Origin of the sequence: Xanthobacter agilis (assembly GCF_021730435.1) — a bacterium.
GTDB classification, from domain to species: Bacteria; Pseudomonadota; Alphaproteobacteria; order Rhizobiales; family Xanthobacteraceae; genus Xanthobacter; species Xanthobacter agilis.
The window spans coordinates 51,107-72,672 of sequence record NZ_JABWGX010000001.1 but is presented as its reverse complement, the minus strand read 5'-3'; the positions used below and the strand labels follow the sequence as shown (position 1 = coordinate 72,672).

At 62.5% G+C, this 21,566-nt stretch carries 22 protein-coding genes; 20 read left to right on the top strand and 2 right to left on the bottom strand.

The window, feature by feature from the left end:
* The first annotated feature begins 198 nt into the window (after nt 1-198).
* From HUW53_RS00345 to HUW53_RS00275, 15 genes are all read left to right on the top strand, one after another.
* On the top strand, nt 199-2,163 hold the full coding sequence (locus HUW53_RS00345; protein WP_237343751.1) for a relaxase/mobilization nuclease and DUF3363 domain-containing protein: 1,965 nt from the start codon (nt 199-201) through the stop codon (nt 2,161-2,163).
* 176 nt (nt 2,164-2,339) lie between these two features.
* Nucleotides 2,340-3,014, top strand: a complete 675-nt coding sequence (locus HUW53_RS00340) for a hypothetical protein (protein ID WP_237343750.1) — start codon at nt 2,340-2,342, stop codon at nt 3,012-3,014.
* 516 nt (nt 3,015-3,530) lie between these two features.
* Nucleotides 3,531-5,537, top strand: a complete 2,007-nt coding sequence (locus tag HUW53_RS00335; RefSeq protein ID WP_237343749.1) for a conjugal transfer protein TraG — start codon at nt 3,531-3,533, stop codon at nt 5,535-5,537.
* Nucleotides 5,534-6,031 carry a CopG family transcriptional regulator gene (locus HUW53_RS00330; protein ID WP_237343748.1) on the top strand — a complete coding sequence of 166 codons (498 nt, stop codon included), beginning with the start codon at nt 5,534-5,536 and terminating at the stop codon, nt 6,029-6,031. The genes HUW53_RS00335 and HUW53_RS00330 overlap by 4 nt, the downstream gene beginning before the upstream one ends.
* Entirely contained in the window at nt 6,028-6,996 is a 969-nt protein-coding gene (trbB, locus tag HUW53_RS00325) for a P-type conjugative transfer ATPase TrbB (RefSeq protein ID WP_442478251.1), read from the top strand. Before HUW53_RS00330 ends, trbB begins: the two co-directional genes overlap by 4 nt.
* Before the next feature lie 182 nt (nt 6,997-7,178).
* Nucleotides 7,179-7,451, top strand: coding sequence for a TrbC/VirB2 family type IV secretion system protein (locus HUW53_RS00320; RefSeq protein WP_183856974.1), 273 nt, complete (start codon nt 7,179-7,181; stop codon nt 7,449-7,451).
* The gene (locus HUW53_RS00315) at nt 7,451-7,714 is read left to right on the top strand and encodes a VirB3 family type IV secretion system protein (RefSeq protein WP_110372410.1); all 264 of its coding nucleotides are present in this window, start codon (nt 7,451-7,453) and stop codon (nt 7,712-7,714) included. The genes HUW53_RS00320 and HUW53_RS00315 overlap by 1 nt, the downstream gene beginning before the upstream one ends.
* A 4-nt stretch (nt 7,715-7,718) precedes the next feature.
* Nucleotides 7,719-10,151 (top strand): conjugal transfer protein TrbE, encoded by a 2,433-nt coding sequence (gene trbE / locus HUW53_RS00310; RefSeq protein ID WP_237343747.1) that lies wholly within the window; start codon nt 7,719-7,721, stop codon nt 10,149-10,151.
* Nucleotides 10,148-10,876 (top strand): P-type conjugative transfer protein TrbJ, encoded by a 729-nt coding sequence (gene trbJ / locus HUW53_RS00305; RefSeq protein WP_237343746.1) that lies wholly within the window; start codon nt 10,148-10,150, stop codon nt 10,874-10,876. Before trbE ends, trbJ begins: the two co-directional genes overlap by 4 nt.
* Before the next feature lie 10 nt (nt 10,877-10,886).
* A complete protein-coding gene (locus tag HUW53_RS00300) occupies nt 10,887-11,192 on the top strand; it encodes an EexN family lipoprotein (RefSeq protein WP_237343745.1) in 306 nt (101 codons plus the stop codon).
* Between the two features lie 6 nt (nt 11,193-11,198).
* Nucleotides 11,199-12,548, top strand: a complete 1,350-nt coding sequence (gene trbL, locus HUW53_RS00295) for a P-type conjugative transfer protein TrbL (protein ID WP_237343744.1) — start codon at nt 11,199-11,201, stop codon at nt 12,546-12,548.
* Between the two features lie 3 nt (nt 12,549-12,551).
* Complete coding sequence (trbF, locus tag HUW53_RS00290) at nt 12,552-13,247, top strand: conjugal transfer protein TrbF (protein ID WP_237343743.1); 696 nt, start codon at nt 12,552-12,554, stop codon at nt 13,245-13,247.
* A 14-nt stretch (nt 13,248-13,261) separates the two neighbouring features.
* Nucleotides 13,262-14,254, top strand: coding sequence for a P-type conjugative transfer protein TrbG (gene trbG, locus HUW53_RS00285; protein ID WP_237343742.1), 993 nt, complete (start codon nt 13,262-13,264; stop codon nt 14,252-14,254).
* On the top strand, nt 14,251-15,525 hold the full coding sequence (locus tag HUW53_RS00280; RefSeq protein WP_237343741.1) for a TraB/TrbI/VirB10 family type IV secretion system protein: 1,275 nt from the start codon (nt 14,251-14,253) through the stop codon (nt 15,523-15,525). The genes trbG and HUW53_RS00280 overlap by 4 nt, the downstream gene beginning before the upstream one ends.
* Nucleotides 15,522-15,785: a DUF2274 domain-containing protein gene (locus HUW53_RS00275; protein WP_237343740.1), complete on the top strand. Its 264-nt coding sequence runs from the start codon at nt 15,522-15,524 to the stop codon at nt 15,783-15,785. The genes HUW53_RS00280 and HUW53_RS00275 overlap by 4 nt, the downstream gene beginning before the upstream one ends.
* On the opposite strand, the gene HUW53_RS00270 is transcribed toward HUW53_RS00275, so the two are convergent.
* Entirely contained in the window at nt 15,747-16,634 is an 888-nt protein-coding gene (locus HUW53_RS00270) for a LysR family transcriptional regulator (protein WP_237343739.1), read from the bottom strand. The two genes, HUW53_RS00275 and HUW53_RS00270, sit on opposite strands and share 39 nt — an antisense overlap.
* A 250-nt stretch (nt 16,635-16,884) precedes the next feature.
* Complete coding sequence (locus HUW53_RS00265) at nt 16,885-17,358, bottom strand: rubrerythrin family protein (RefSeq protein WP_237343738.1); 474 nt, start codon at nt 17,356-17,358, stop codon at nt 16,885-16,887.
* Nucleotides 17,359-17,588: 230 nt separating this feature from the next.
* Here HUW53_RS00265 and HUW53_RS00260 point away from each other — a divergent pair, with 230 nt between their 5' ends.
* The 5 genes from HUW53_RS00260 to HUW53_RS00240 all read left to right on the top strand — a co-directional run bounded on the left by HUW53_RS00260 (nt 17,589) and on the right by HUW53_RS00240 (nt 21,312).
* Nucleotides 17,589-17,864, top strand: coding sequence for a PepSY domain-containing protein (locus HUW53_RS00260; RefSeq protein WP_237343737.1), 276 nt, complete (start codon nt 17,589-17,591; stop codon nt 17,862-17,864).
* Nucleotides 17,865-17,867: 3 nt separating this feature from the next.
* Nucleotides 17,868-18,482: a cytochrome b/b6 domain-containing protein gene (locus HUW53_RS00255; RefSeq protein ID WP_370877825.1), complete on the top strand. Its 615-nt coding sequence runs from the start codon at nt 17,868-17,870 to the stop codon at nt 18,480-18,482.
* Entirely contained in the window at nt 18,457-19,167 is a 711-nt protein-coding gene (locus HUW53_RS00250; protein ID WP_237343736.1) for a response regulator transcription factor, read from the top strand. The genes HUW53_RS00255 and HUW53_RS00250 overlap by 26 nt, the downstream gene beginning before the upstream one ends.
* Nucleotides 19,164-20,528, top strand: a complete 1,365-nt coding sequence (locus HUW53_RS00245; RefSeq protein ID WP_237343735.1) for a sensor histidine kinase — start codon at nt 19,164-19,166, stop codon at nt 20,526-20,528. The genes HUW53_RS00250 and HUW53_RS00245 overlap by 4 nt, the downstream gene beginning before the upstream one ends.
* A gap of 124 nt (nt 20,529-20,652) precedes the next feature.
* Complete coding sequence (locus HUW53_RS00240; RefSeq protein ID WP_370877826.1) at nt 20,653-21,312, top strand: heme-binding beta-barrel domain-containing protein; 660 nt, start codon at nt 20,653-20,655, stop codon at nt 21,310-21,312.
* The last annotated feature ends 254 nt before the right edge of the window (nt 21,313-21,566 follow it).

Genomic DNA, 21,566 nt, shown 5'->3' with positions numbered 1-21,566 from the left:
GATGCGGAGCGCTAGGGGCGCAGGGCAAGATAAAAGGGGACGGCACACGCCTGTCCCGAAGTTCTTGTCTGCACGTCGGTTGGGGCGGCACGCGGCGGATGAGCCCGCGTGCCTATAGAATCATCAAGCCATTGTTTATGCGTGAGCTTTCGCGTGCTTCATCGCATGGGCTTGTACAGGATTGGCAGGACCGCCGTCATGCCAGATCGTGACGACAACCGCTTCCGGCCAAGGGTCTCGCCACCAAAATCGCGTGGCCGAGGAAGGACGCCGAAGTTCACCGCACGCGTTCTTAAGGCCGTTTCCCATTCCGGTTCGACAAGCGGCCGATCGTTCAGTTCCGGGCAGATGCGTTCCGGCGCCCGTCTCGGCCGCGGCCACGTCGCCGCGAAGTTCGCTGGTCAGTCCCTGCGCGGCAGTTCTCGCCGCGTGGTCATCAAGGCCCGCGTGGTCAGGCTGGAGAAGGCCGGTGCGCGCTCGACCATCACCCATCTGCGCTATATCGAGCGCGACGGCGTGACCAAGGATGGCGGCAAGGCCCACGCCTATGACCCCGGCATGGACAAGGCCGATACCACCGCTTTCGAACAGCGCGGCCGCGAGGACCGACATCAGTTCCGCTTCATTGTCTCACCGGAAGATGCGGTCGATCTTGGCGATCTCAAAGCCTTCACCCGCGATCTCATGGGCAGCATGGAAGCCGATCTAGGAACCAAGCTCGATTGGGTGGCGGTCGATCATTGGAACACGGACAATCCTCACACTCATATCGTGCTGCGCGGTCGCCAGGACGACGGATCGGATCTGGTTATCGCCCGCGACTACATCGCCGACGGCATGCGCAACCGTGCCCGCGAACTGGCAACCGAATGGCTCGGTCCCCGCACTGAGATGGAAATCCGCAACTCCATGTCGCGCGAGGTCGAGCAGGAGCGCTGGACCGGCGTCGACCGAATGATCCAGCATGAGGCGGAGGCGGGTATCATCGACCTGCTTAGCGAACCCGCCGACGCCCACGCTCGCTTCCGACGCACGGTGATGATCGGTCGGCTCCAGCGGCTCACTGAGATGGGCCTTGCCGACCGCACTGGCAGTTGCGTCTGGGCGCTTCACGACGACGCCGAAACCGCGTTGCGTGGCATGGGCGAGCGCGGCGACATCATCCGTACCATGCAGCGCGTCATGTCCGGCGAGAAGCGTGAGCTGGTCGTGCTCGACGCGATGTCATCACAAACGCCCGTCATCGGTCGCATCGTCGACAAGGGACTGGCTGACGAACTCTATGATCGCGCCTATCTCGTTGTCGACGGGATCGATGGCCGGGCACACTATGTTCCGCTTTCGGTGAGCGCCGATCTCGAGGCCCTTCCGATCGGCGGCATCGTCGAGACGCGCGCGGTAGTGGAACGCGGGGCGGACAGGACCATCGCCAGCCTCGCTATTGACGGCATCTACCGCGCCGAACACCATCTTGCGGTGGAGCGCGCCGAAGCCAAGCCAGGATACGATCCGGAGAACTTCGTCGCCGCACACGTCCGTCGACTCGAAGCCCTTCGCCGGGTCGGGATCGTCGACCGTATGGACGAAGGCGTCTGGCGCGTGCCGGCCGACCTCGCCGAGCGCGGTAAAGCTCATGATGCCCGCGGCCTTGGTGGTTTTGACGTCGAGCTTCGATCACATCTGCCGCTTGATCGACAGACGCGCGCGATTGGTGCGACTTGGCTCGACAGGCAGCGCTTAGGCGACACCTCCTTACTCGCGCAGACCGGCTTCGGCGCCAGCGTTCGAGACGCCATGCGCGAGCGGGAGAACTTCCTCGTCAATCAGGGCCTGGCCGAGCGGCGTGGGCAGCGTGTGCTGCTCGCCCGGAATCTGCTCGCCACGCTTCGTGATCGGGAAGTCGAAACCGCTGCCAGGAAGATCGTCGAGGAGACCGGCCTGCATCATCGCGCCGTGCGCGACGGAGAACACGTAGCCGGCATCTATCGCCGCTCCATCATGCTCGCCAGTGGTCGCTTTGCCATGCTGGACGACGGCGTGGGATTCAGCCTCGTGCCGTGGCGTCCGGTGCTGGAAAAGCGCCTTGGTCAGACGGTCGGTGGGGTTGTTCGTGGCAATAGCGTCTCCTGGGAGTTCGGGCGGCCCAAGGGACTGGGAATTTAACGTCAACCTTGACGCCGAGCCACGCGATGACCATCTTCGAACTCGGTTTGCCACCTTCGACCTATCGCCGGGTCAAACGGCCTAAATATTGATCCTCGTGCGACCTCTCATCAATCCTTGCGGATTGGGCTGGCTGCGTAATCGGCGAACTGCTCGAGCCCGGAACCGAGGACTTGATGATGAAATTGGAAATCACCGCAAACGACGTCGAGGACATGAAGGCAGAGCTGCGTGCAACTCTGCCGGAGGTGAAATCGTCGCACAGGATCGAAGCCCTTGCTCGGGGCCTCGGGTGGAACACCAATGCCGCCATGAGGGCGAGACTCGCGAATGGCTCAGCCGAGGTTTCCACCGACGAAGGAGCCTTCCTGGGCTATCTGCAGGAACACGGTTTCGATTCCGAACCTGGACGGATCGCACGCACTTTGGCCAAGGTCGGCATTCGACGTGCGATGGCGCTGGAACCGTTCCTCACTCAATTCGGCTATAACGTCTATCGCGGCCGTTCAAAGACCCCTGAGGAGCGCCGGGCCGAGTTCATGGCAGACCGAGCGTCAATGCTGAGCGATCACGCCGCCGATGAGTTCATCCAAGCATGCCGTTTTCTATCGCAATTCAGCAAACGTAAGACGATCAACCGCAAATCTTCTAGCTATGGTCTGAAACATCAGGCTGAGCGCTTCGGGGATTCACGGCATTCGCGTGGTTATGTCGCGAATGGAATGCTGATCGCAGCCGCGTTGGCCCTTGGCTTCAAGGTCCAGCAGATCGATCCCGATTCTCCAAATGCGTGGTTCAACATCAGCTCCAAGATGACGAACGACGGGGTAAAACTGGCGTTAGCTGCCTAACCGAGCGCGAGATCGAGAACATCTCAACTTTATCGTCATTGGCGCTTTCAATTCTTACCGTAAGTGCCAATGACATCGATCTGAAGCGCGAGACCGTGATCGATTGCATAAACCGATGCGAAGTCGGGAATGTCGACATGGCCTCTAAGCTACGTGGCGTATATACCCGCTTGCGTCACCCCATTTTGGTGCACCGCAGCAATCGCTATCAGAGTAGGCGCCTTCCGGGCTTACTAAAAGTAGAGTGCAGGTACTGTATTGCGCCGCTGTATGCGATTTGTCTCTGACGCGTCTCGGTGCTCAAGATATTTCCAATAGTTTACGTGGCTCATTGCCGCAATACTAAATTGCCATTAGTAGTAAGAAATGGTAAGGAGTAGTGCCGGGTCGTACTTAGATCATAGTTGCTGCCGTCGTGCGCAAGAATGGTCTTTGACTTAACCCCTTCAAGCAACAAGCCTTATGCCTTGTCGGCCGTTCGCACGGCCGGAAACGGCGGCTGTTGCAGGAGCGGGAATGACACCGACGAAGGTGTTGATCGGTCAGATGCTGGTGGTGTTCGGCATCGCGCTTGCCGGCACCTGGGCCGCCACGCAATGGGTCGCCTTCGAGCTCGGCTTCCAGCCACGCCTTGGAGAGCCCTGGTTCTTGATCAACGGCCTACCCGTCTACTACCCTTGGCGGTTGTTCGAGTGGTGGTATGTTTACGATGCCTATGCTCCAGACATTTTCCAAACGGGGGGTACGATCGCTGGCGGCAGCGGCGTCATTGCCGCTCTGTCCGCCATCATCGGTTCCGTCTGGCGAGCCCGGCAGTCGAAGCTCGTCACCACCTATGGCTCCGCCCGCTGGGCCGATAAGACGGACATCGCGGCGGCGGGCCTGACGAAGCCAGCCGGCGTCTTTCTCGGGCTCATGGCCAGCACCTATCTGCGCCATGCCGGCCCCGAACACATCATGGCGTTTGCGCCGACGAGAAGCGGCAAGGGCGTCGGGCTCGTTGTGCCGACGCTGCTGTCATGGCCGCATTCTGCCGTCATCCATGACATCAAGGGGGAAAATTGGACGCTGACCGCCGGCTGGCGCGCGCAGTTCTCCCATTGCCTCCTGTTCAACCCGACCGACCCGAAGAGCGCCGCCTATAATCCCCTCTTGGAAGTCCGCAGAGGCGTCCATGAGGTCCGCGACGTCCAGAACATTGCGGACATATTGGTGGATCCCGAAGGTGCGTTGGAGCGGCGCAATCACTGGGAAAAAACCAGCCATTCGCTTCTAGTCGGCGCCATCTTGCATGTCCTCTACGCTGAAGAGGACAAAACGCTCCGCGGTGTGGCCAACTTTCTCTCCGATCCGGCTCACCCGTTCGAGAGGGCCTTGTGGTCTATGATGACCACGGCGCATCTCGGGGAGCCTGGCCCGCATCCCGTCGTTGCCAGCGCCGCGCGCGAGGTGTTGAACAAGAGCGAGAACGAGCGCTCCGGTGTGCTTTCGACCGCGATGTCGTTCCTCGGCCTCTATCGCGATCCGACGGTCGCGACCGTTACATCGTGCTGCGATTGGCGCATCGCCGACTTGATCGCCGCTGATCATCCGGTCTCGCTTTATCTGGTCGTGCCGCCTTCGGACATTTCGCGCACCAAACCGCTCATTCGCTTGATCCTCAATCAGATCGGCCGCCGGCTGACAGAAAGCCTCGACGGCTCGGACGGCATCGCCCGCAAGCACAAGCTGCTTCTCATGCTCGACGAGTTTCCGGCGCTCGGCCGGCTGGACTTCTTCGAGAGCGCCTTGGCCTTCATGGCCGGCTATGGCCTGCGCTCCTTCCTCATCGCGCAGAGCCTCAATCAAATCGAAAAGGCTTACGGGCCGAACAACAGCATCCTCGACAACTGCCACGTTCGAATCGCCTTCGCGACCAATGACGAACGCACAGCCAAACGCATTTCGGACGCGCTCGGCACGGCGACGGAACTTCGCGCCCAGCGCAACTATGCCGGCCATCGCCTGTCACCCTGGCTGGGACACCTCATGGTATCTCGGCAAGAGACAGCCCGCCCGCTCCTGACGCCCGGCGAGGTCATGCAGCTTCCCGACACTCAAGAAGTCATCATGGTCTCCGGCCATCCACCGGCCAAGGCCACCAAGATCCGATACTTCACCGACAGCAATTTCACTTCGCGCGTGCTGCCGGCGCCGGTTCTCTCAGACGATGGATATGCTGATCGGCCGGCAGCGCGAACGGACGATTGGACCGGCCTTCCGCGGTTGAAATTTTCTATCCCCGCTTCTACGGGCGCACAGGCATCGGCCGTGCCCGTAGAAGGCGGACATCAACTCCTACCGGAGCTCGACAAAGCCGAAGTCATACGTCTGCATGATGGCCGCGATGACGATCTGTCCGTCCTCGACGATGAGACAGATAACCCCGTCACACGCGACGGTAAGCTCCCCAAACCGGACCGGCAGTTCCGGCGCGTGGCGCGTCTGGCCTCGCTCGATCCCGATGACGGGATCGCGCTATGAGCAAAACCCGTCTCAACATCTTTATCGAGCCCGACCATGCCAAGCGACTGCGTCAGCTTGCAGCCCTCAAAGGTGAAACGAAATCAGCGATCGTCGCGGCCGCGCTCTCTTCCTATCTTTCTCCCGATGGTGCCGACCGGCGAGAGGCGGCGCTTGCCTCACGCCTCGACCGACTGTCGAACCAGTTCGGCCGGCTGGAACGTGACCAGACCATCCTGATCGAGACCCTGGCGCTATTCATCCGCTACACGTTGTCGGTTTCAGCTCCGCTTCCGGAGGCGCATCAGAAGGCGGCTCGCGCGCAGGGGCGCCTACGCTTCAACCAATTCGTCGACCAACTCGGCCGCCACCTGCAGCGTGGCGGCAGCCTCGTTCGGCAGGTCCATGAAGAAATCTTCCCTGATGAAGGTCGCTTCTTCGGCCTAGCCGATGACAACGAGGATCAGGGGTCCGCTGGATCGGAAGACCACGATGCAGAGGCGGCGCCGCCATGATGGACAGGCCGCGCTCCCCGTCCCGGATCGTCAGCGATCGCCAGGTCCGCATGCTGCGCAGCGCCATGGGGCCGGCGATCATCGCCGCGCTCGACGATCCGGACGTCGTGGAAGTCATGCTCAATCCCGATGGAAAGCTTTGGATCGACAGGCTCGGCTCGGGCCGCGAGCCCACGGGCGCCATCCTCTCCCCGGAGGATGCCGCCCGCATCATCAAGGTCGTGGCGAACCATGTCGGCCTCGAGGTCAACCGCGAGCATCCGATTCTCTCCGCCGAGTTGCCGGAAACGGGCGAAAGGTTCGAAGGCGTCTTGCCGCCCATCGCCGTCGCACCGATCTTCGCCATCCGCAAGCGCGCCGCCGGCGTCATACCGCTGGCCCGATATGTCGCCAACGGCATCTTGACCGAGGTGCAGGCAGAGTTTCTGAGGAGCTCTGTCCTCGACCGACGGAACATCATCATTGCCGGTGGAACGTCAACGGGAAAGACCACCCTCGCTAACGCCCTGCTCCAAGAGATCGCGGCCACTGGCGATCGCGTCCTGGTGCTGGAAGACACGATCGAGCTGCAATGTGTAGCCGACGATCATGTGGCTCTCCGGACAAAGGCCAATACCGTCTCCACCGCCGATCTGGTGCGTTCCACCTTGCGGCTTCGCCCGGATCGCATCGTTGTTGGCGAGGTGCGCGGCGCCGAAGCTCTGGATCTCCTGAAGGCGTGGGGAACCGGGCACCCCGGCGGCATCGCGACATTGCATGCAGGCTCGGCGCGGGGAGCACTCACCCGGCTGGAGCAGCTCATACAAGAAGTCGTCGTCACCGTGCCGCGCGCGCTGATCGCGGAGGCCGTAGACATCATCGTCTTCATCGCCGGGCGCGGCAGCAAACGCCGCGTCGAGGACATCATCCGCGTCACGGGCCTCGACGGCGATGCCTACGCAATAGAGCACTTCACAGGAGATTAGGGATGCCGCCCATCACGTCCGTATTCACGCTTTTCCTGAATGCCGGAACAAACCAGAAACGTAAATCCGCAAGTGCGGATTCGTGCGTTTCCGTAAATCCGGAGACACGCATTTCAGCAAATCCGCTTTCGAGCATTGCAGGAAAGTTTCGAAACCGGATCTCCGGAACGGCGGCTTTGCTGATGTCCGCCTTTCTGGTTTCCCCAGCTTACGCCGCTGGTTCGTCCATGCCATGGGAAGCGCCTCTGCAATCCATCCTTGAATCGATCGAGGGGCCGGTTGCCAAGATCATCGCCGTGATCATCATCATCGTGACCGGGCTCACTTTGGCGTTCGGCGATGCCGGCGGTGGCTTCCGCAAGCTGGTCCAGATCGTCTTCGGCCTCTCCATCGCCTTCGCCGCCAGTTCCTTCTTCCTCAGCTTCTTCAGCTTTGGCGGCGGAGCGCTGGTCTAATGGCGGTCCATGCCGACGGCTTCGAAGTGCCGCTGCACCGCTCACTGACGGAGCCCGTCCTGCTGGGCGGCGCCCCACGATCGGTGGCGATCCTCAACGGGACACTCGCCGCCGCCATCGGCATCGGCCTGCATCTGTGGATTGGCGGCATCGTGCTCTGGATGGCTGGCCATGCGCTCGCCGTCTGGGGGGCGAAGGCCGATCCCCAGTTCATGGAGGTCTTCGCCCGTCACCTGAAGCACCGCGCGTTTCTGGAGGCGTGAGGCCATGATGAACCTTGCCGAATATCGCAAGCGCCCCGCGAGCCTCGCGGATTATCTCCCTTGGGCCGGGCCGGTCGCATCGGGCGTCGTGCTCAACAAGGACGGTGCGTTCCAACGCACCGCGCAGTTTCGTGGCCCGGACCTCGACAGTGCAACGGAAAGCGAGCTGGTCGCGACCACCGCCCGCCTCAACAATGCGCTGAAGCGCCTCGGCTCCGGCTGGGCGCTGTTCGTCGACGCAGAACGGCGCATCGCCGCCGGATATCCCATCTCGGAATTTCCCGACGCGGTGTCGTGGCTCGTGGAGGAAGAGCGGCGCGCGGCGTTCGAGGAAGCGGGCACGCATTTCGAGAGTGCCTACTACATCACGCTCGCCTTCCTGCCGCCGTCCGAAAGCAAGGCCCGCGCCGGCCAGCTCCTCTACGAGAGCACCGAGCGGCGCACCGTGAATTGGCGCGACTATCTCGCAGCCTTCATTTCCGAGACCGACCGCTTTCTCTCCTTGCTCGACGGCGTCATGCCGGAGATCCGCTGGCTCTCCGATGAGGAGACGCTGACTTACCTTCACGCCTGCATCTCCACGCAGCGGCACCCTGTCGCCGTTCCCCAGGTGCCGTTCCATCTCGACGCGCTGTTGCCCGATTGCGATTTCACCGGTGGACTAGCGCCGATGCTGGGCGACCAGCATGTGCGTGTGCTGACCATTCGCGGCTTTCCGCCCTCGACCTGGCCCGGCGTCCTTGACGATCTCAACCGTCTCGGCTTCGCCTATCGTTGGTCCACCCGTTTCCTGTCGCTCGACAAGGCGGAAGCCGAACGCGAGCTGACCAAGGTGCGGCGGCAATGGTTCGCGAAGCGCAAGGGTATCGTCACGCTGCTGCGCGAAACGATCTTCCAGCAGGAAGTTTCGCTGGTCGATTCAGACGCCGCCAACAAATCCGCCGATGCGGACGAAGCATTGCAGGAGCTGGGCTCAGATGCCGTGGCCTATGGCTATGTCACGGCCACCGTTACGGTCATGGACAAAAGTCCGGACCTCGCCGACGAGAAGCTGAAGGCCGTCGAACGGATCATCCAGGGGCGTGGCTTCGTCACCATTCCGGAGACGCTGAACGCGACGGAGGCATGGCTATCCTCGATCCCTGGACATGCCTACGCCAATGTTCGCCAGCCGCTGATCTCGACTCTGAACCTCTCACACATGATGCCGGTCTCGGCGGTTTGGGCAGGCCCCGAGAAGAACGGCCATCTCGATGCTCCGCCGCTGATCGTCACCCGCACGGCCGGCGGCACGCCGTTCCGACTCGTCACTCATGTCGACGATGTCGGTCACACCCTGATCGTCGGCCCCACCGGTGCCGGCAAATCCGTGCTGCTGGCAATGCTGGCGCTCCAATTCCGCCGCTACGCCGGCTCTCGCATCTTCATCTTCGACAAGGGTGGCTCGGCCCGTGCTACCATCTTGGGCCTCGGCGGCGAGTATTACGATCTCGGATCCTCCGACGCCATTGCCTTTCAGCCACTCGCCCGCATTGAGGATGACGACAGCCGCTCGTGGGCGGCCGACTGGATCGCCGGCCTGCTCGGGCACGAACATGTCGAGATCACGCCCGATGTGAAGGACGCCGTCTGGTCGGCGCTGACCAGCCTTGCGTCCGCCCCGCGCGAGGAGCGAACGCTCACCGGCTTTTCCACGCTGTTGCAATCGAACCGGCTACGCCAAGCGTTGCAACCCTACACACTGTCGGGGCCGCATGGCCGGTTGCTGGACGCTGATTCCGATCGGCTTGGCTTCGGCGACGTGCAGGGCTTCGAAATGGAGGAGCTGATGCACACGGCGAGCGCCGTGACGCCGGTACTCACCTATCTTTTACATCGTCTCGATGAGCGTTTCGACGGATCGCCCACGCTGCTGGTACTCGATGAGGCCTGGGTATTTCTCGACGATCCCATCTTCGCTGCACGCATCCGTGAATGGTTGAAGGTGCTGCGCAAGAAGAACGTCGCCGTCGTCTTCGCCACCCAGTCGCTTGCCGACATCCAGCGTTCTGCCATCGCGCCGGCCATCGTCGAGAGCTGCCCGAGCCGGATCTTCCTGCCGTCGCCGCAGGCGAGCGAACCGCAGCTCCGCACGATCTATGAAGGATTTGGCCTCAACAGCCGCCAGATCGATATCATCACGCGGGCTCAGCCGAAGCGGGATTATTACTACCAATCCCGTCTCGGTAATCGGCTGTTCGATCTCGATCTCGGGCCTGTGGCGCTCGCCTTCGCCGGTGCCAGCCGCCCCGAGGATCATCGCCAGATGGACGATGTCCTCCTGTCCTATGGGCGCGATGCCTTTGCCGCAGCATGGCTCGACGTGCGCGGGCTCGATTGGGCAGCCGACCTCATCCGCCAATTCCCGCTTCCGCAAAATCAGGAGACCGCATCATGAGGACACCACTTTGCCTTGCCGGCGCCTGCGCGCTTGGCATCGCTCTCGCGCCGCCGGTCGCGGCGCAGATCGTCTTCGATCCAAACAACTACAGCCAGAATGTGCTGTCGGCGGTCCGAGCCTTGGACCAGGTCAACAACCAGATCAAGAGCCTGCAAAACGAAGCTCAGTCGCTCCTCAATCAAACAAAGAACCTGACGAGCCTCGACTTCTCCGCACTAAACGAGATGAAGCAGTCCGTCGCCAAGACGGAGCGCCTTATCAAAGAGGCCGAGGGCTTGAGCTTCGACATATCGGCGATGGAACAGCAATTCCAGCAGCTCTACCCGAAGGAATACGCGGCATCCGCATCGGGCGACCAGATCCTCGCCGATGTGCGAAAGCGCTGGGAGCAGTCTCGGGCCGCTCTGGAAACGGCCATGAAGATGCAGGCGCAGGTCTCCGAAAACCTCGCTTCCGATGAGGCTACTCTCAGCGATCTCGTCACTCGCAGTCAGTCAGCAACGGGGAATCTCGACGCGACGCAGGCGACCAACCAGCTCCTTGCCCTTCAGGCTAAGCAGGCGATCGATGCGTCCCGGCTCAAGCTCTCTCAGGACCGCGCCGTCGCCGCGGAACAGGCCCGTGCCGTCGCTGAGGAAGAGCGGGCGCGTGAGGTTCGCCGCCGATTCATGGGCGATGGCAACAGCTATGCGCCGGCACCCGTCCGGTTGTTCCGCGATTGAGGGGCCCGCCATGCTCAGACAAATTATCCGTCTCTCTGTCGTGGCCGCGATTGCCATCGGCGCCGGACTTCTCGCCCAATCCGCGCGGGCGGCCGACACGGTGGACAGCCTCGCCGCCGATCCGCAACGGCTCCGTGAGGTGCAAAAGCTGTGCAAGGACGACTGGGTTGGGACAGGCGACGAGCTGTGCACCATGGCTAGCAAGGCGCAGCGGCGCCGCTTCATGGGTTCAGGCAGAACACCGTACACGCCACATCCGGTCGATCTGTTCCCGTCGCTGAAGAAGACCGACCCCATCGCGCCGGACGCGGAGTGATTGTCCATGGACGATCTCTCCGTCATCGACCGTTTCACCGACACCTTCTCGCAATATATCGACAGCGGGTTTGGCCTGCTTCACGGTGAGATCGCTTACCTTTCGGCGACGCTCATCGCCATCGATATAACGCTCGCCGGCCTGTTCTGGGCCTTCGGAGCCGGCAATGATGAGATTCTGGCGAAGCTCATCAAGAAGGTCCTCTATGTCGGGGCCTTCGCCTACATCATTACAAACTTCAATTCGCTGGCCGGCATCATCTTCAGATCCTTCGCCGGGCTCGGCCTGACCGCCTCTGGCTCCGGCCTGTCTCAGGACGATTTCCTGCGTCCCGGTAAGCTCGCCTCCGTCGGCATGGACGCCGGCCGGCCGATCCTCGCGCAGATAGGCGACTTGTCCGGCTTCACCTCCGTCTTCTCCAACATCGACACCATCGCCGTCCTGTTCCTCGCCTGGCTCGTGGTCATCGTCAGTTTCTTCGTGCTCGCGGTGCAGCTCTTTGTGACGTTGCTGGAGTTCAAGTTGACCACGTTGGCCGGCTTCGTGCTGGTGCCCTTCGCATTTTGGAACAAGACCGCCTTCCTGGCCGAACGCGTGCTCGGCAATGTCGTGTCGTCCGGGATCAAGATCCTGGTCCTTGCCGTTATCGTTGGCATCGGCAACGGCCTCTTCGCGGAATTTCGCGCCTCGGCGGGAACAGAGCCGTCCATCGATCATGCGCTGGCGATCATGCTGGCGTCGCTCGCCATGCTTGGGTTGGGCATCTTCGGCCCGTCGATCGCGACGGGGCTCGTCTCCGGAGCCCCGCAGCTCGGGGCGGGTGCAGTCGCCGGCACCGCGCTCGCCGCCGGCGGCATGGCGGTCGCGGCAGGCGCAGGAGCTATCGGCGCGGCACGGCTTGGTGGGGCCGCTATCGGTTCCGGCGTCAAGGCGGCATCCACCATGTCGGGCGGCGCGCGCGCCGCCTTCGAACTTGGTGCAGCGACGTCCGGTGCATCGGGCATGGGAGCCGTTGGAGCTGGTCTTGCTGGCGTGGCGCAAGCGGGTGGTGGCGCCGTCATGCAGGCGGGTCGCAGTGTCGTGTCACGCGTCGCGGGCACGGTCGGCTCACGTGCTTCCGCTGGCGCCCGTGGCGCCTGGACGGCTACCGGCGGCAAGCCCATGGGGGCGATGGGTGAGGCTGGGAACGATGCGTCGTTCGCCGGTGCCGGCGGTGCTCCCGCATGGGCCAGCCGCGTGAGACATGGACCGCGCAACTCGCACGTCTCCCACGGAGCAACCACTGCGGCTCACGCCCTTCGCTCGGGAGATCATGGCGGCTCGGGAGCCAACCCATCCCTGCGACAGGAGGATTGAACAATGCGCTTCAAACGCGCTGGCGTGCGCTATTCGCAGACGTCGGAACCCGCCACGCCCTATCAGGCCGCCGGCCAGTTGTGGGATGAACGCCTAGGCTCTGCCCGCGTTCAAGCACGCAATTGGCGGCTCATGTCCTTCGGCTGCCTGACACTTGCCGTGGGCATGGCTGGCGGTCTGTTGTGGCAGGCTGGCCGCTCCGCCGTCACGCCCTATGTGGTCGAGGTCGATCAGCTCGGTCAAGTCAAGACCATTGGCCCGGCCGTGGAAGCCTATCGGCCGACCGACGCCCAGATTGCCTACGCGCTCGCGCGCTTCATACAGAATGTGCGCGCACTGCCCACCGATCCCATCGTGGTGCGGCAGAACTGGCTGGAGGCTTACGACTTCACCACCGATCGCGGCAGCGCCGGGTTGAATGACTATGCGCGTGCAAACGATCCGTTCGGCAAGGTCGGCAAAATGTCGGTCGCCGTCGAGGTCACCAGCGTCGTGCGCGCATCGGACAGCTCCTTCCAGATCCGCTGGATCGAGCGGCGCTATGAGAACAATCAGCTTGCCGGCACGGATCGCTGGACCGGCATCCTCACCATCATCATGCAACCACCGCGCACCGAGGATCGGCTGCGTAAGAATCCTCTCGGCATTTTCGTCAACGGCATCAACTGGAGCCGTGAACTCGGCGCCGGCGGGTCGTGAAGGAGAAAAGGATCATGACCCGCATGCTGCCATTCCGCATTCTCCTCCTCTCGTCCGTCACGTTGCTGGCGGGTTGCGCCGGGAAAACACCGCCGCCGGAAATCTCCCTGGATGACCCCTACGAGGCGAGCCGGATCGTCGAAGCGGCTGGTCCCGTCGAAATAGTCGAGCTGCCGAAGCCGTTGCCGCTGCCCGGCCAGTTGAAGCCGATGCCGGTCAAGGGCGGAACAGTTGAACCTGCCGATCCGAAGCTGCGCGTCACGACGGCCAATGATGCCGCCCGCGTGCAGCCGACCCGCACCGGCTATGTCAACGCCACGCAGGTCTGGCCCTACATGGCCGGCGCGCTCTATCAGGTTTATGCGGCGCCTGAAAAAGTAACGGACATCGCCCTGCAGAGCGGCGAAGAGCTGATTTCCGTCTCGGCCGGCGACACCGTGCGATGGGTGATCGGTGACACGACCAGCGGTGGGGGCGGAAGCCAGCAGACCCACATCCTGGTGAAACCGACGCGGCCGGATCTGAAGACCAATCTGGTGGTCAACACCAACCGCCGGACCTACCTTCTCGAACTCACATCGACGCCCCAGACCTGGATGGCGTCGGTCTCCTGGGACTATCCACACGACCGCCTCCTCGCGCTGCAACGTCAGAACGATCGTGCGGGGACTGTCACGCCGGTCGCAAATGCCGTCGCGCTCGAGCGAGTCCAGTTCCGCTATGAGATCACGGGCGACAATCCATCATGGCGGCCGACCCGCGTCTTCGACGACGGTGAGAAGGTCTATATCCAGTTTCCCGCTGGTATCGCCCAGGGCGAGTTGCCGCCGCTGTTCGTTGTCGGCCCCACCGGGGAGAACCAGCTCGTCAACTACCGCGCAAAACCGCCTTATTACATCGTCGATCGCTTGTTCGGTGCGGCCGAGCTTCGTCTCGGAGGCGAGAAGCAGCAGATCGTGCGTATCTCGCGCACCGACGGCAACCGGCGGGGGATTTTCGGGCTATGACCGTGCCACCCAAATCCCCACCGCCCGATCTCGCCATTCGCGCCAAGCCGCGTCCCGTGACCCGTCTCAATCGCTGGACCTTGATGGCGCTCGCCGGCGCCGTCTCGGCCGCAGTGCTCGGCGCGATGATTTGGGCATTGCAAGGCCGGGACAGATCAGCTCGGACCGGTGAGGAGCTCTACAACACCGATCGCGTCAACCCGGCGGAGGGGCTGCAAATGTTGCCGCGCGACTATACGCAGGTTCAACCACCGAAGCTCGGTGCCCCCTTGCCCGGCGAGCTCGGCGGGCCAGTCGTGCGCACCGAACGGGAGGCGGGCATTCCGCCCATGCCCGAGCGACCGAGTTTCAGAGCCGATCCGGAAGAGGATGCCAAACGCGCGGCGCGCCTTCGTGCCCAGCAGGAAGCGGAAGCTGCAGCGAAGGCAGCCGTGTTCTTTCAGACGACGCGCCCGAAACAGGAGGTATCGGCAACCGCGGCCGCCTCACCGGAGCCAAACCGGCTCGATCTTACCGCCATACGCGCTACCGGTGCGGAAACGACCGTTGCTCCGCCTGTCGATGAAATGACCACGCAAAACATGCAGGACCGCAAGCAGGCGTTCGCGAGCCGAGAAACCGACCAGAAAATCTACGGATCTGGAACTCTCCAGACGCCGCGCTCGCCCTATCAGGTGATGGCCGGCACCATCATTCCGGCCGCCTTGGTGACGGGGATCAATTCCGATCTTCCGGGCCAGATCATCGGTACCGTCACCGAGAATGTCTACGACACGGCGACGGGTAGGCATCTCCTTATCCCCCAGGGCACCCGCCTGATGGGCCAGTACGATTCCGGCGTCGCCTTTGGCCAGAGCCGTGTGCTCCTGGTCTGGAATCGCCTTGTCATGCCGGACGGCTCCTCCATCGTGCTGGATCGTCTCTCCGGCGTCGATACCGCCGGCTATTCGGGCCTCGAAGATGAGGTGGACAATCACTGGTTCCGCCTGATCGGAGGCGCGGTCCTCTCCTCGCTGCTCGGCATCGGCGCCGAGTTGGCAGCGCCTCAAAATCAGGGGACGAACGGCGATCAGATCATCATCGCGACGCGCGACGGCGCCCAGGACACCATCAACGATGTCGGCCAGCAAATCACGCGGCGAAATCTCAATATCCAGCCGACCTTGAAGGTGCGACCGGGCTTTCCGGTCCGCGTCATCGTCAATAAGGATCTCGTCTTGCGACCCTATCGCGCCACACCGATGACGGCTGACATCAGGAGGGATGATTGACCAGAAAACTTTGCCTCGGACCAGTGCCAAAGGCCGAAACCGTCAAACTCACCATTACCATATCGGTGCAACTTCGAGCCGACCTCGATCGATATGCCGCTCTTCATTCCGAGCTTCATGGCACGGTTGTCGATGCTTTGACGTTGGCCCCGCTCATGCTCGAAACCTTTATTGCTCGTGACAAGGGATTCCGTGCCGCGCGGCTTGGCCGTAGAGGCTCTTCAAATAATCGTCCGAGCTCGCTCGACGAAACGAGATAGTGGCTCGCTGAGTGTCCCCTCACGCACCATCAGCCAAGTTTTCAGATCAGTGGGCGCATCGCTCAGGGGCCGGAGGGCAATGCCATTCACCTCGACCGCCTCGAGTTGAGCGGCGGTCGCTATTCCGATGCCATAGCCCGCAAGAACCAGCGTAACCAACACCGGAAGCGTCGTGGTGCGACTAACAATATTGGGGGTCGAACTTGCGGTTCGAACAAGCTGTTCGATCTGGGATTGCTGGCTAAGACCCGTATCGGGTCGACTTAGAATGAGAGGCTCTTTAATAATCTCAGATAGTTTGATCCGCTTCTTTCCGGCCAGGGGATGACCACTCGGCATCACGGCGATCGGCGGATCTCGCCAAACTGCCTCGGACAAAATCCCCTTGCCGTATCCGCTCTCCGGCGTGAGCGCCGCATCAAGAAAGCCGCTTCGCAAGCCCTCTACGTTCTGCGCCATTGACGCTTCATGGACATGAATGACAACTTGCGGACTATCCCGCTTTACTTCTGAAATCAGTCGCGCGAGACGCGCAAATGGTACGCCGTCGCAAATGCCGATGTGCAAATGGCTGATAGTGTCTCCTGTCGCTGCTGCAGTGCGAACGTCTATGCGTGCTTCGTCGGCGGATGCGAGGAGCGCACGCGCATGGACGAGAAGGCGTTCACCGGCCGGCGTTAGCTTCGTGGATCGCCGTGTGCGCTCGAATAATACTACGCCAAGGCGCCGTTCGAGAGTCCTGATCGATCGAGACAATGGCGATTGTTCGATGCCGGCGCGTTGCGCGCCACGTGTAAAATGGAGCTCTTCTGCAACCGCCACGAAATGCCGAAGATGACGAAGCTCCATTCCCGCTCCCGTTGATATCAAAAGAGTTAGGAATGCCCCCTCTGGACTGATATATGTTCGGCGTATTCGCAGCAATCGAAAGCTTAAATACTGAGACGTGGCAAGTATTTACCTGGCATCACTAAGCTAAACCATCGAATATTATCTCATCATGCTCCGAATTTTCGATAAAACTGCCTGCAACACATTCTGATACATCGAAGCGCGTTACGAGCGGCGCGAAGAAGGAGTTTCGCGCCACTCAGAAACCTCATTTTCCGGCGCGCAGCTTCTCAACGGCCGCCTTGTAGGCGGCGTAGTGATCGCCTTCATCGGCGGCGATCTGACGGAAAAGATCAGCCACCTTCTTGTCACCGACCGCATCGGCCTGGTTGGCGAACTCGACGTACATCTTGGTGTTTTCGTAGTGTTCGCCGGCCATGCCGTTGAGCAGGTTGGCCTCGTCGCTGCTCACGAGGGCAAGAGCGTCTGCCTCGCGGGCGAAATGCTCGTTGGCCTCGACATTCGCGTTTTCGTCGAACAGCTTGGCTATCGCGGGGTGGCCGCTCTTGCGGGCATGCTCGGCATAGGCCTGATATTTCAGGTTGGCGAAGGCTTCGCCGTGCATGGCCGCTTCCAGGTTCTTCTTCGTCTGCGGATTGAGGGCGTCGGCGGCAAAGCCCGGGGCGGCGAGCGAGGCGCAAGCGAGAACGCCAGCGACAAGAAGGCTGCGAACGATGATCATGGATCGGTCTCTCGAAAGGATGCAGTCGCCCTAAGGAGCGACGGCCCTTCGATACGCGGACGGGCTGACGACGTCCTGACGTGGTCTATCCTTCGCGCGCATCGGGGGCGCCCCCTTTTCGGCATGCGCGCGCATCTTTGCCCGTCAGGCTTTGGTCAGCCGGGATCGTTAAGAGACGTGCCGGCGGGATGGCCTTGGTCCATCGCTTCCCGCAGCATGAGGAAAACCTGATGATCCGCAGACTTTTCGTCGCTGCCGTCGCCCTGAGCCTTGCCTCCTCCATGGCTCTTGCCAGCCCGACCTGCACCAAGGAGCCGCAGGAAAAGTGGCTCAGCGAAGAGGTCATGAAGCAGAAGATCGGCCAGATGGGCTTCAAGAACATCAAGGTGTTCAAGAAGACCATCTCGGGATGCTACGAAATCTATGGATACAATGCCGATGGACGCAAGGCAGAAGTCTACTTCAATCCTGTGACCGCCGAGATCGTCGAGAACAACGTGGACTGAACCATGGCCATGCTGCCCCCTCGATCCGAGGCATCAGCGCGCGCCGCCGCGCACGTCCGCTATACCGTTCCGGTGTGGGATCCGCTGGTGCGGATCTTCCACTGGACGGTGGTGCTCGGCGTCGTGCTCAACAGCTTCGTGCTGGAGGACGGCAAAGCGCTCCACCGCTACGTAGGCTACACCGTCGCCGCCCTGCTCGCCGTTCGCGTGGTGTGGGGCTTCGTCGGCACCGTTCACGCACGGTTCCGCGATTTCGTTCCGTCCCCGCGGACCTTCGCTGACCATATGCGCGCGGTGCTCGACCGGCGTGACCGACGCTATGTCGGCCACAATCCCGCCGGGGCGGTGATGATGCTCCTCCTCATGGGTCTGCTCGCCGCCACCTGCCTCACCGGCTGGATGCAGACCATCGATGCTTTCTGGGGCAAGGAGTGGGTGGAGGAAGCCCATGAGATCGCCGCCAACCTCATTCTCGCCATGGCGGCGGTGCACGTGCTCGCCGCCATTGCAGAAAGCTTGGCACACCGGGAAAATCTGGTGCTCGCCATGATCACGGGGCGCAAGCGCCGCGCCCGCGGAACGGATGTCGACCATGCGGGTTCTGCTCGCGGAGGATAACCCCCGGCTCGCGATCCTGATCGCAGAGGGCCTGGAGGCCGAGGGCTTCGTGCTCGACCGCTTCGCCTCCTTGAGCGTCGCGTGGGAAAGCATGGCCGTGACGCCTTATGACCTCCTGCTCATCGACCTCGGCATGCCGGACGGCGACGGTGTGGATTTCATCCGCGCCGTCCGGCGGACGGGGAGCGGCGCTCCCATCCTGGTGATCACCGCCCGCAACGGTCTCGGCGACCGGGTGGGCGGCCTCGATTCGGGAGCCGACGACTATCTGGTGAAGCCGTTCGACATGGCGGAGCTGGCGGCGCGCTGCCGCGCTTTGCTGCGCCGTCCCGGCGGCTGCCTCGGCATCACCCTGAGCCTGGGGAACCTCGATTTCGACACCGTCGCCCGCGAGGTGCGCGTCGGCGGCCGCGTGATCCACGTGCCACCGCGGGAGCTGGACCTGTTGGAACGCCTGATGCGGCGGGCCGGGCATGTGGTGAGCAAGACCAGCCTCGAAGAGGCCATGTACGCCCTTTCGTCCGAGGTTACGCCCAACGCTCTGGAGGCGGCGGCCTCGCGCCTGCGCCGACGCCTTGGCGCCGCCGGAGCGGACGTGATCCTGCACACCGCCCACGGCGTCGGCTACATGCTGGTGCCGGTACCGCATCCCGCCGATGCCGGCGCGGAACGGGAAACCCCATGACCGCGAGCCGCCTGCCCGTCGTGCCGCGCAGCCTCTTCTTTCGCCTCTCAGTGCGCCTCGCTCTGGTGGGGCTCGTCTTCCTGGTGGTCGAGCTGCTCGTCGTCGTGCGGATGTATGTCAACAATCCCAACGAGCTCGACCACCTGCTCGTGACCGCGGAGGCGGACCGGATCGCCCGGGAGATCCCGCAGATGAGGGGGGCCGCCGGCAACCCGGTTTCGGAAGACCTGCAATATCCGCTCGCCTCCGGCACACGGCGGGCCTTCCTGATCCACGAGCGCGGCGGCGCGGTGGTGGCGCGGTTCGACGACGCCAGCCTGAAGATCGCCGACGAGCCGCCCCTGTCGTTCCTGGTCATCCGGACCCAGCGCGAGAGCTGGGACAGCCGCTTCCTGCTTACCGGCACCCGCCGCGTCGAGGTCGGACGGCATCCCTACTGGATCACGGTGGCCATCGCCGGCGAGGGCTTCCGGCCGTTCGTGCCGGTCATCTTCAACGAGATCCGCTTCCACGTGATCTTGCCGCTCATCCTGCTCTCGCTCATGTTCCTCCTGTTCAATTTCAGCGTGGTGCGCACCACGCTGAAGCCGCTCGAGAGCACCATCGCCGCCATCGACCGGATTGATCCGGCCCAGGTGTCCACGCGGATCAGGGCGGAGCCCTCGCTGCGGGAGGTGCAGGCGCTGGTGACGGCGGTCAACGCCATGCTGGCGCGCATCGAGCGCTCCGTGCGCGCCCTGAGGGACTTCGCGGGGGATGCGGCCCATGAGCTGCGCACTCCGCTCGCCATCATGATGCTGAGCATCGGCAAGCTGCCGGACAGCGTCGAGAAGGCAAAGCTCGTGGCCGACGCGCAGCGCATGAAACGCCTTGTAGACCAGATGCTCGACATGTCGCACGCGACCGCATTGGAACTCGCGCCGGATGCCCAGGCCGATCTGGGCGCCATCGCCCGCGAGGTGGTGGCTGAGCTGACGCCGCTCGCGGTCATGCGCGGTCGAACCATCGCCTTTCGGGACGCGGGAGCGGCGCGCGTGCACGGCCACGGCGACGCCATCGGCCGGGCGTTGCGGAACCTCGTGGAAAATGCTTTGGCCCACACGCCGGCGGGCACCGCCGTCGAGGTGACTACGGGCCCTGGGGGCCAGTGCGCGGTGCGCGACCATGGCCCCGGCATCCCCCCGGAGCGGCGCGGCGACGTGCTGGAACGCTTTCGGCGCCTGGACAAAAGTGCTTCGGACGGGGCGGGGCTGGGCCTCGCGATCGTCTCCACCACCATGGAGCTGCACAACGGCGATGTCCGGATTGAGGACGCACCCGGCGGCGGGGCGCTCATGCGTCTCATCTTCCCGTGCGGGTGAGCCTCAACGCATTGGCGAAGAGCTCCCCGAGTTCGGCCCATCGTCAGGCTTTTGTCAGAGCGCTCATGCTATCGAGCTGTCGATGAGCCGTTGTTCTGATGAAAGCTGATATCCAGTCAGGAGATTGATCGTGAAATTCTCCCGAAGCCTCCTCGTTGCCAGCGCGATTGCTGGCCTCATGCTCCCCGCACTATACGCCGTTGCCGCTACATCTGAGACAGAAACTGTTATCAACGGGCTGGATTACGGCCCACTCGCCAAGTTCGTCGGGACCTGGAAGACTCAGGACGACGAAGGATTGGACGTGGCTCCCGGCCGGGAAGGTTCCGAAGTGGGTAAAGGAGGCGGTGCTGCTTCGCCTTATTACGAGACCATAAGATTCACGCCAGCCGGCGATGCCACAAACGCGAGCAGCCAGCATCTGACGGCAATTTTTTATCACCAGATGGTTTTCCGCAAGAGCGACAAGAAACAGTTTCACGACCAAGTCGGATATCTCATTTACGACAAGGCAAATCAGACAATATATAACTCGTTTTGCATCCCCAGGGCTGTGTGCGTTGTGGCAACGGGAAAACCGGATACCACGCTTACCCTGACGGCCCAGAACGTGGGCATCGGCCAATCGGACTATATGGCAGCAAACGACAAGACGGAAAAATTCACTGTCACTTATGAGTTGTCTGGAAATACCATGCAATACACGCAGGAAACGATCCTGCATGTGTATGGTAAGCCATTCACCCATACCGATATCAGCACGCTCACGCGGGTCAAAGAGTAAGAGACGGACGGTCTCATACGACCTTTCCCGATATCAGCCTGCCGCCCGAATTTGGCGTACCGGCACTGTCTGCCGAAAGACTTGAGAGATTGCGGAGTCGCTTAATCGAGCGCAGCCGCGAAATTCGTGCAGCCGATCGCGGCGCCCTGCGACTCGATGTCGTTGCCGCAGGGCGCTCGCGGATCGGACACCGGAAGATCGCGGAGCCGGTCTTCTCAATCGCTTCCACCGCCTGGACCGAAGCCGGCCCGACG

Bases quoted from the DNA above. Each gene is read 5' to 3' on its own strand.
- HUW53_RS00300 (WP_237343745.1), top strand. From the start codon at position 10,887: ATGCTCAGACAAATTATCCGTCTCTCTGTCGTGGCCGCGATTGCCATC.
- trbE (WP_237343747.1), top strand. From the start codon at position 7,719: ATGATGAACCTTGCCGAATATCGCAAGCGCCCCGCGAGCCTCGCGGAT.
- HUW53_RS00270 (WP_237343739.1), bottom strand. From the start codon at position 16,634: ATGGAGCTTCGTCATCTTCGGCATTTCGTGGCGGTTGCAGAAGAGCTC.
- HUW53_RS00330 (WP_237343748.1), top strand. From the start codon at position 5,534: ATGAGCAAAACCCGTCTCAACATCTTTATCGAGCCCGACCATGCCAAG.
- HUW53_RS00280 (WP_237343741.1), top strand. From the start codon at position 14,251: ATGACCGTGCCACCCAAATCCCCACCGCCCGATCTCGCCATTCGCGCC.
- HUW53_RS00255 (WP_370877825.1), top strand. From the start codon at position 17,868: ATGGCCATGCTGCCCCCTCGATCCGAGGCATCAGCGCGCGCCGCCGCG.
- HUW53_RS00250 (WP_237343736.1), top strand. From the start codon at position 18,457: ATGCGGGTTCTGCTCGCGGAGGATAACCCCCGGCTCGCGATCCTGATC.
- HUW53_RS00265 (WP_237343738.1), bottom strand. From the start codon at position 17,358: ATGATCATCGTTCGCAGCCTTCTTGTCGCTGGCGTTCTCGCTTGCGCC.
- trbJ (WP_237343746.1), top strand. From the start codon at position 10,148: ATGAGGACACCACTTTGCCTTGCCGGCGCCTGCGCGCTTGGCATCGCT.
- HUW53_RS00340 (WP_237343750.1), top strand. From the start codon at position 2,340: ATGATGAAATTGGAAATCACCGCAAACGACGTCGAGGACATGAAGGCA.
- trbF (WP_237343743.1), top strand. From the start codon at position 12,552: ATGCGCTTCAAACGCGCTGGCGTGCGCTATTCGCAGACGTCGGAACCC.
- trbB (WP_442478251.1), top strand. From the start codon at position 6,028: ATGATGGACAGGCCGCGCTCCCCGTCCCGGATCGTCAGCGATCGCCAG.
- trbG (WP_237343742.1), top strand. From the start codon at position 13,262: ATGACCCGCATGCTGCCATTCCGCATTCTCCTCCTCTCGTCCGTCACG.
- trbL (WP_237343744.1), top strand. From the start codon at position 11,199: ATGGACGATCTCTCCGTCATCGACCGTTTCACCGACACCTTCTCGCAA.
- HUW53_RS00320 (WP_183856974.1), top strand. From the start codon at position 7,179: ATGTCCGCCTTTCTGGTTTCCCCAGCTTACGCCGCTGGTTCGTCCATG.
- HUW53_RS00345 (WP_237343751.1), top strand. From the start codon at position 199: ATGCCAGATCGTGACGACAACCGCTTCCGGCCAAGGGTCTCGCCACCA.
- HUW53_RS00245 (WP_237343735.1), top strand. From the start codon at position 19,164: ATGACCGCGAGCCGCCTGCCCGTCGTGCCGCGCAGCCTCTTCTTTCGC.
- HUW53_RS00335 (WP_237343749.1), top strand. From the start codon at position 3,531: ATGACACCGACGAAGGTGTTGATCGGTCAGATGCTGGTGGTGTTCGGC.
- HUW53_RS00315 (WP_110372410.1), top strand. From the start codon at position 7,451: ATGGCGGTCCATGCCGACGGCTTCGAAGTGCCGCTGCACCGCTCACTG.
- HUW53_RS00260 (WP_237343737.1), top strand. From the start codon at position 17,589: ATGATCCGCAGACTTTTCGTCGCTGCCGTCGCCCTGAGCCTTGCCTCC.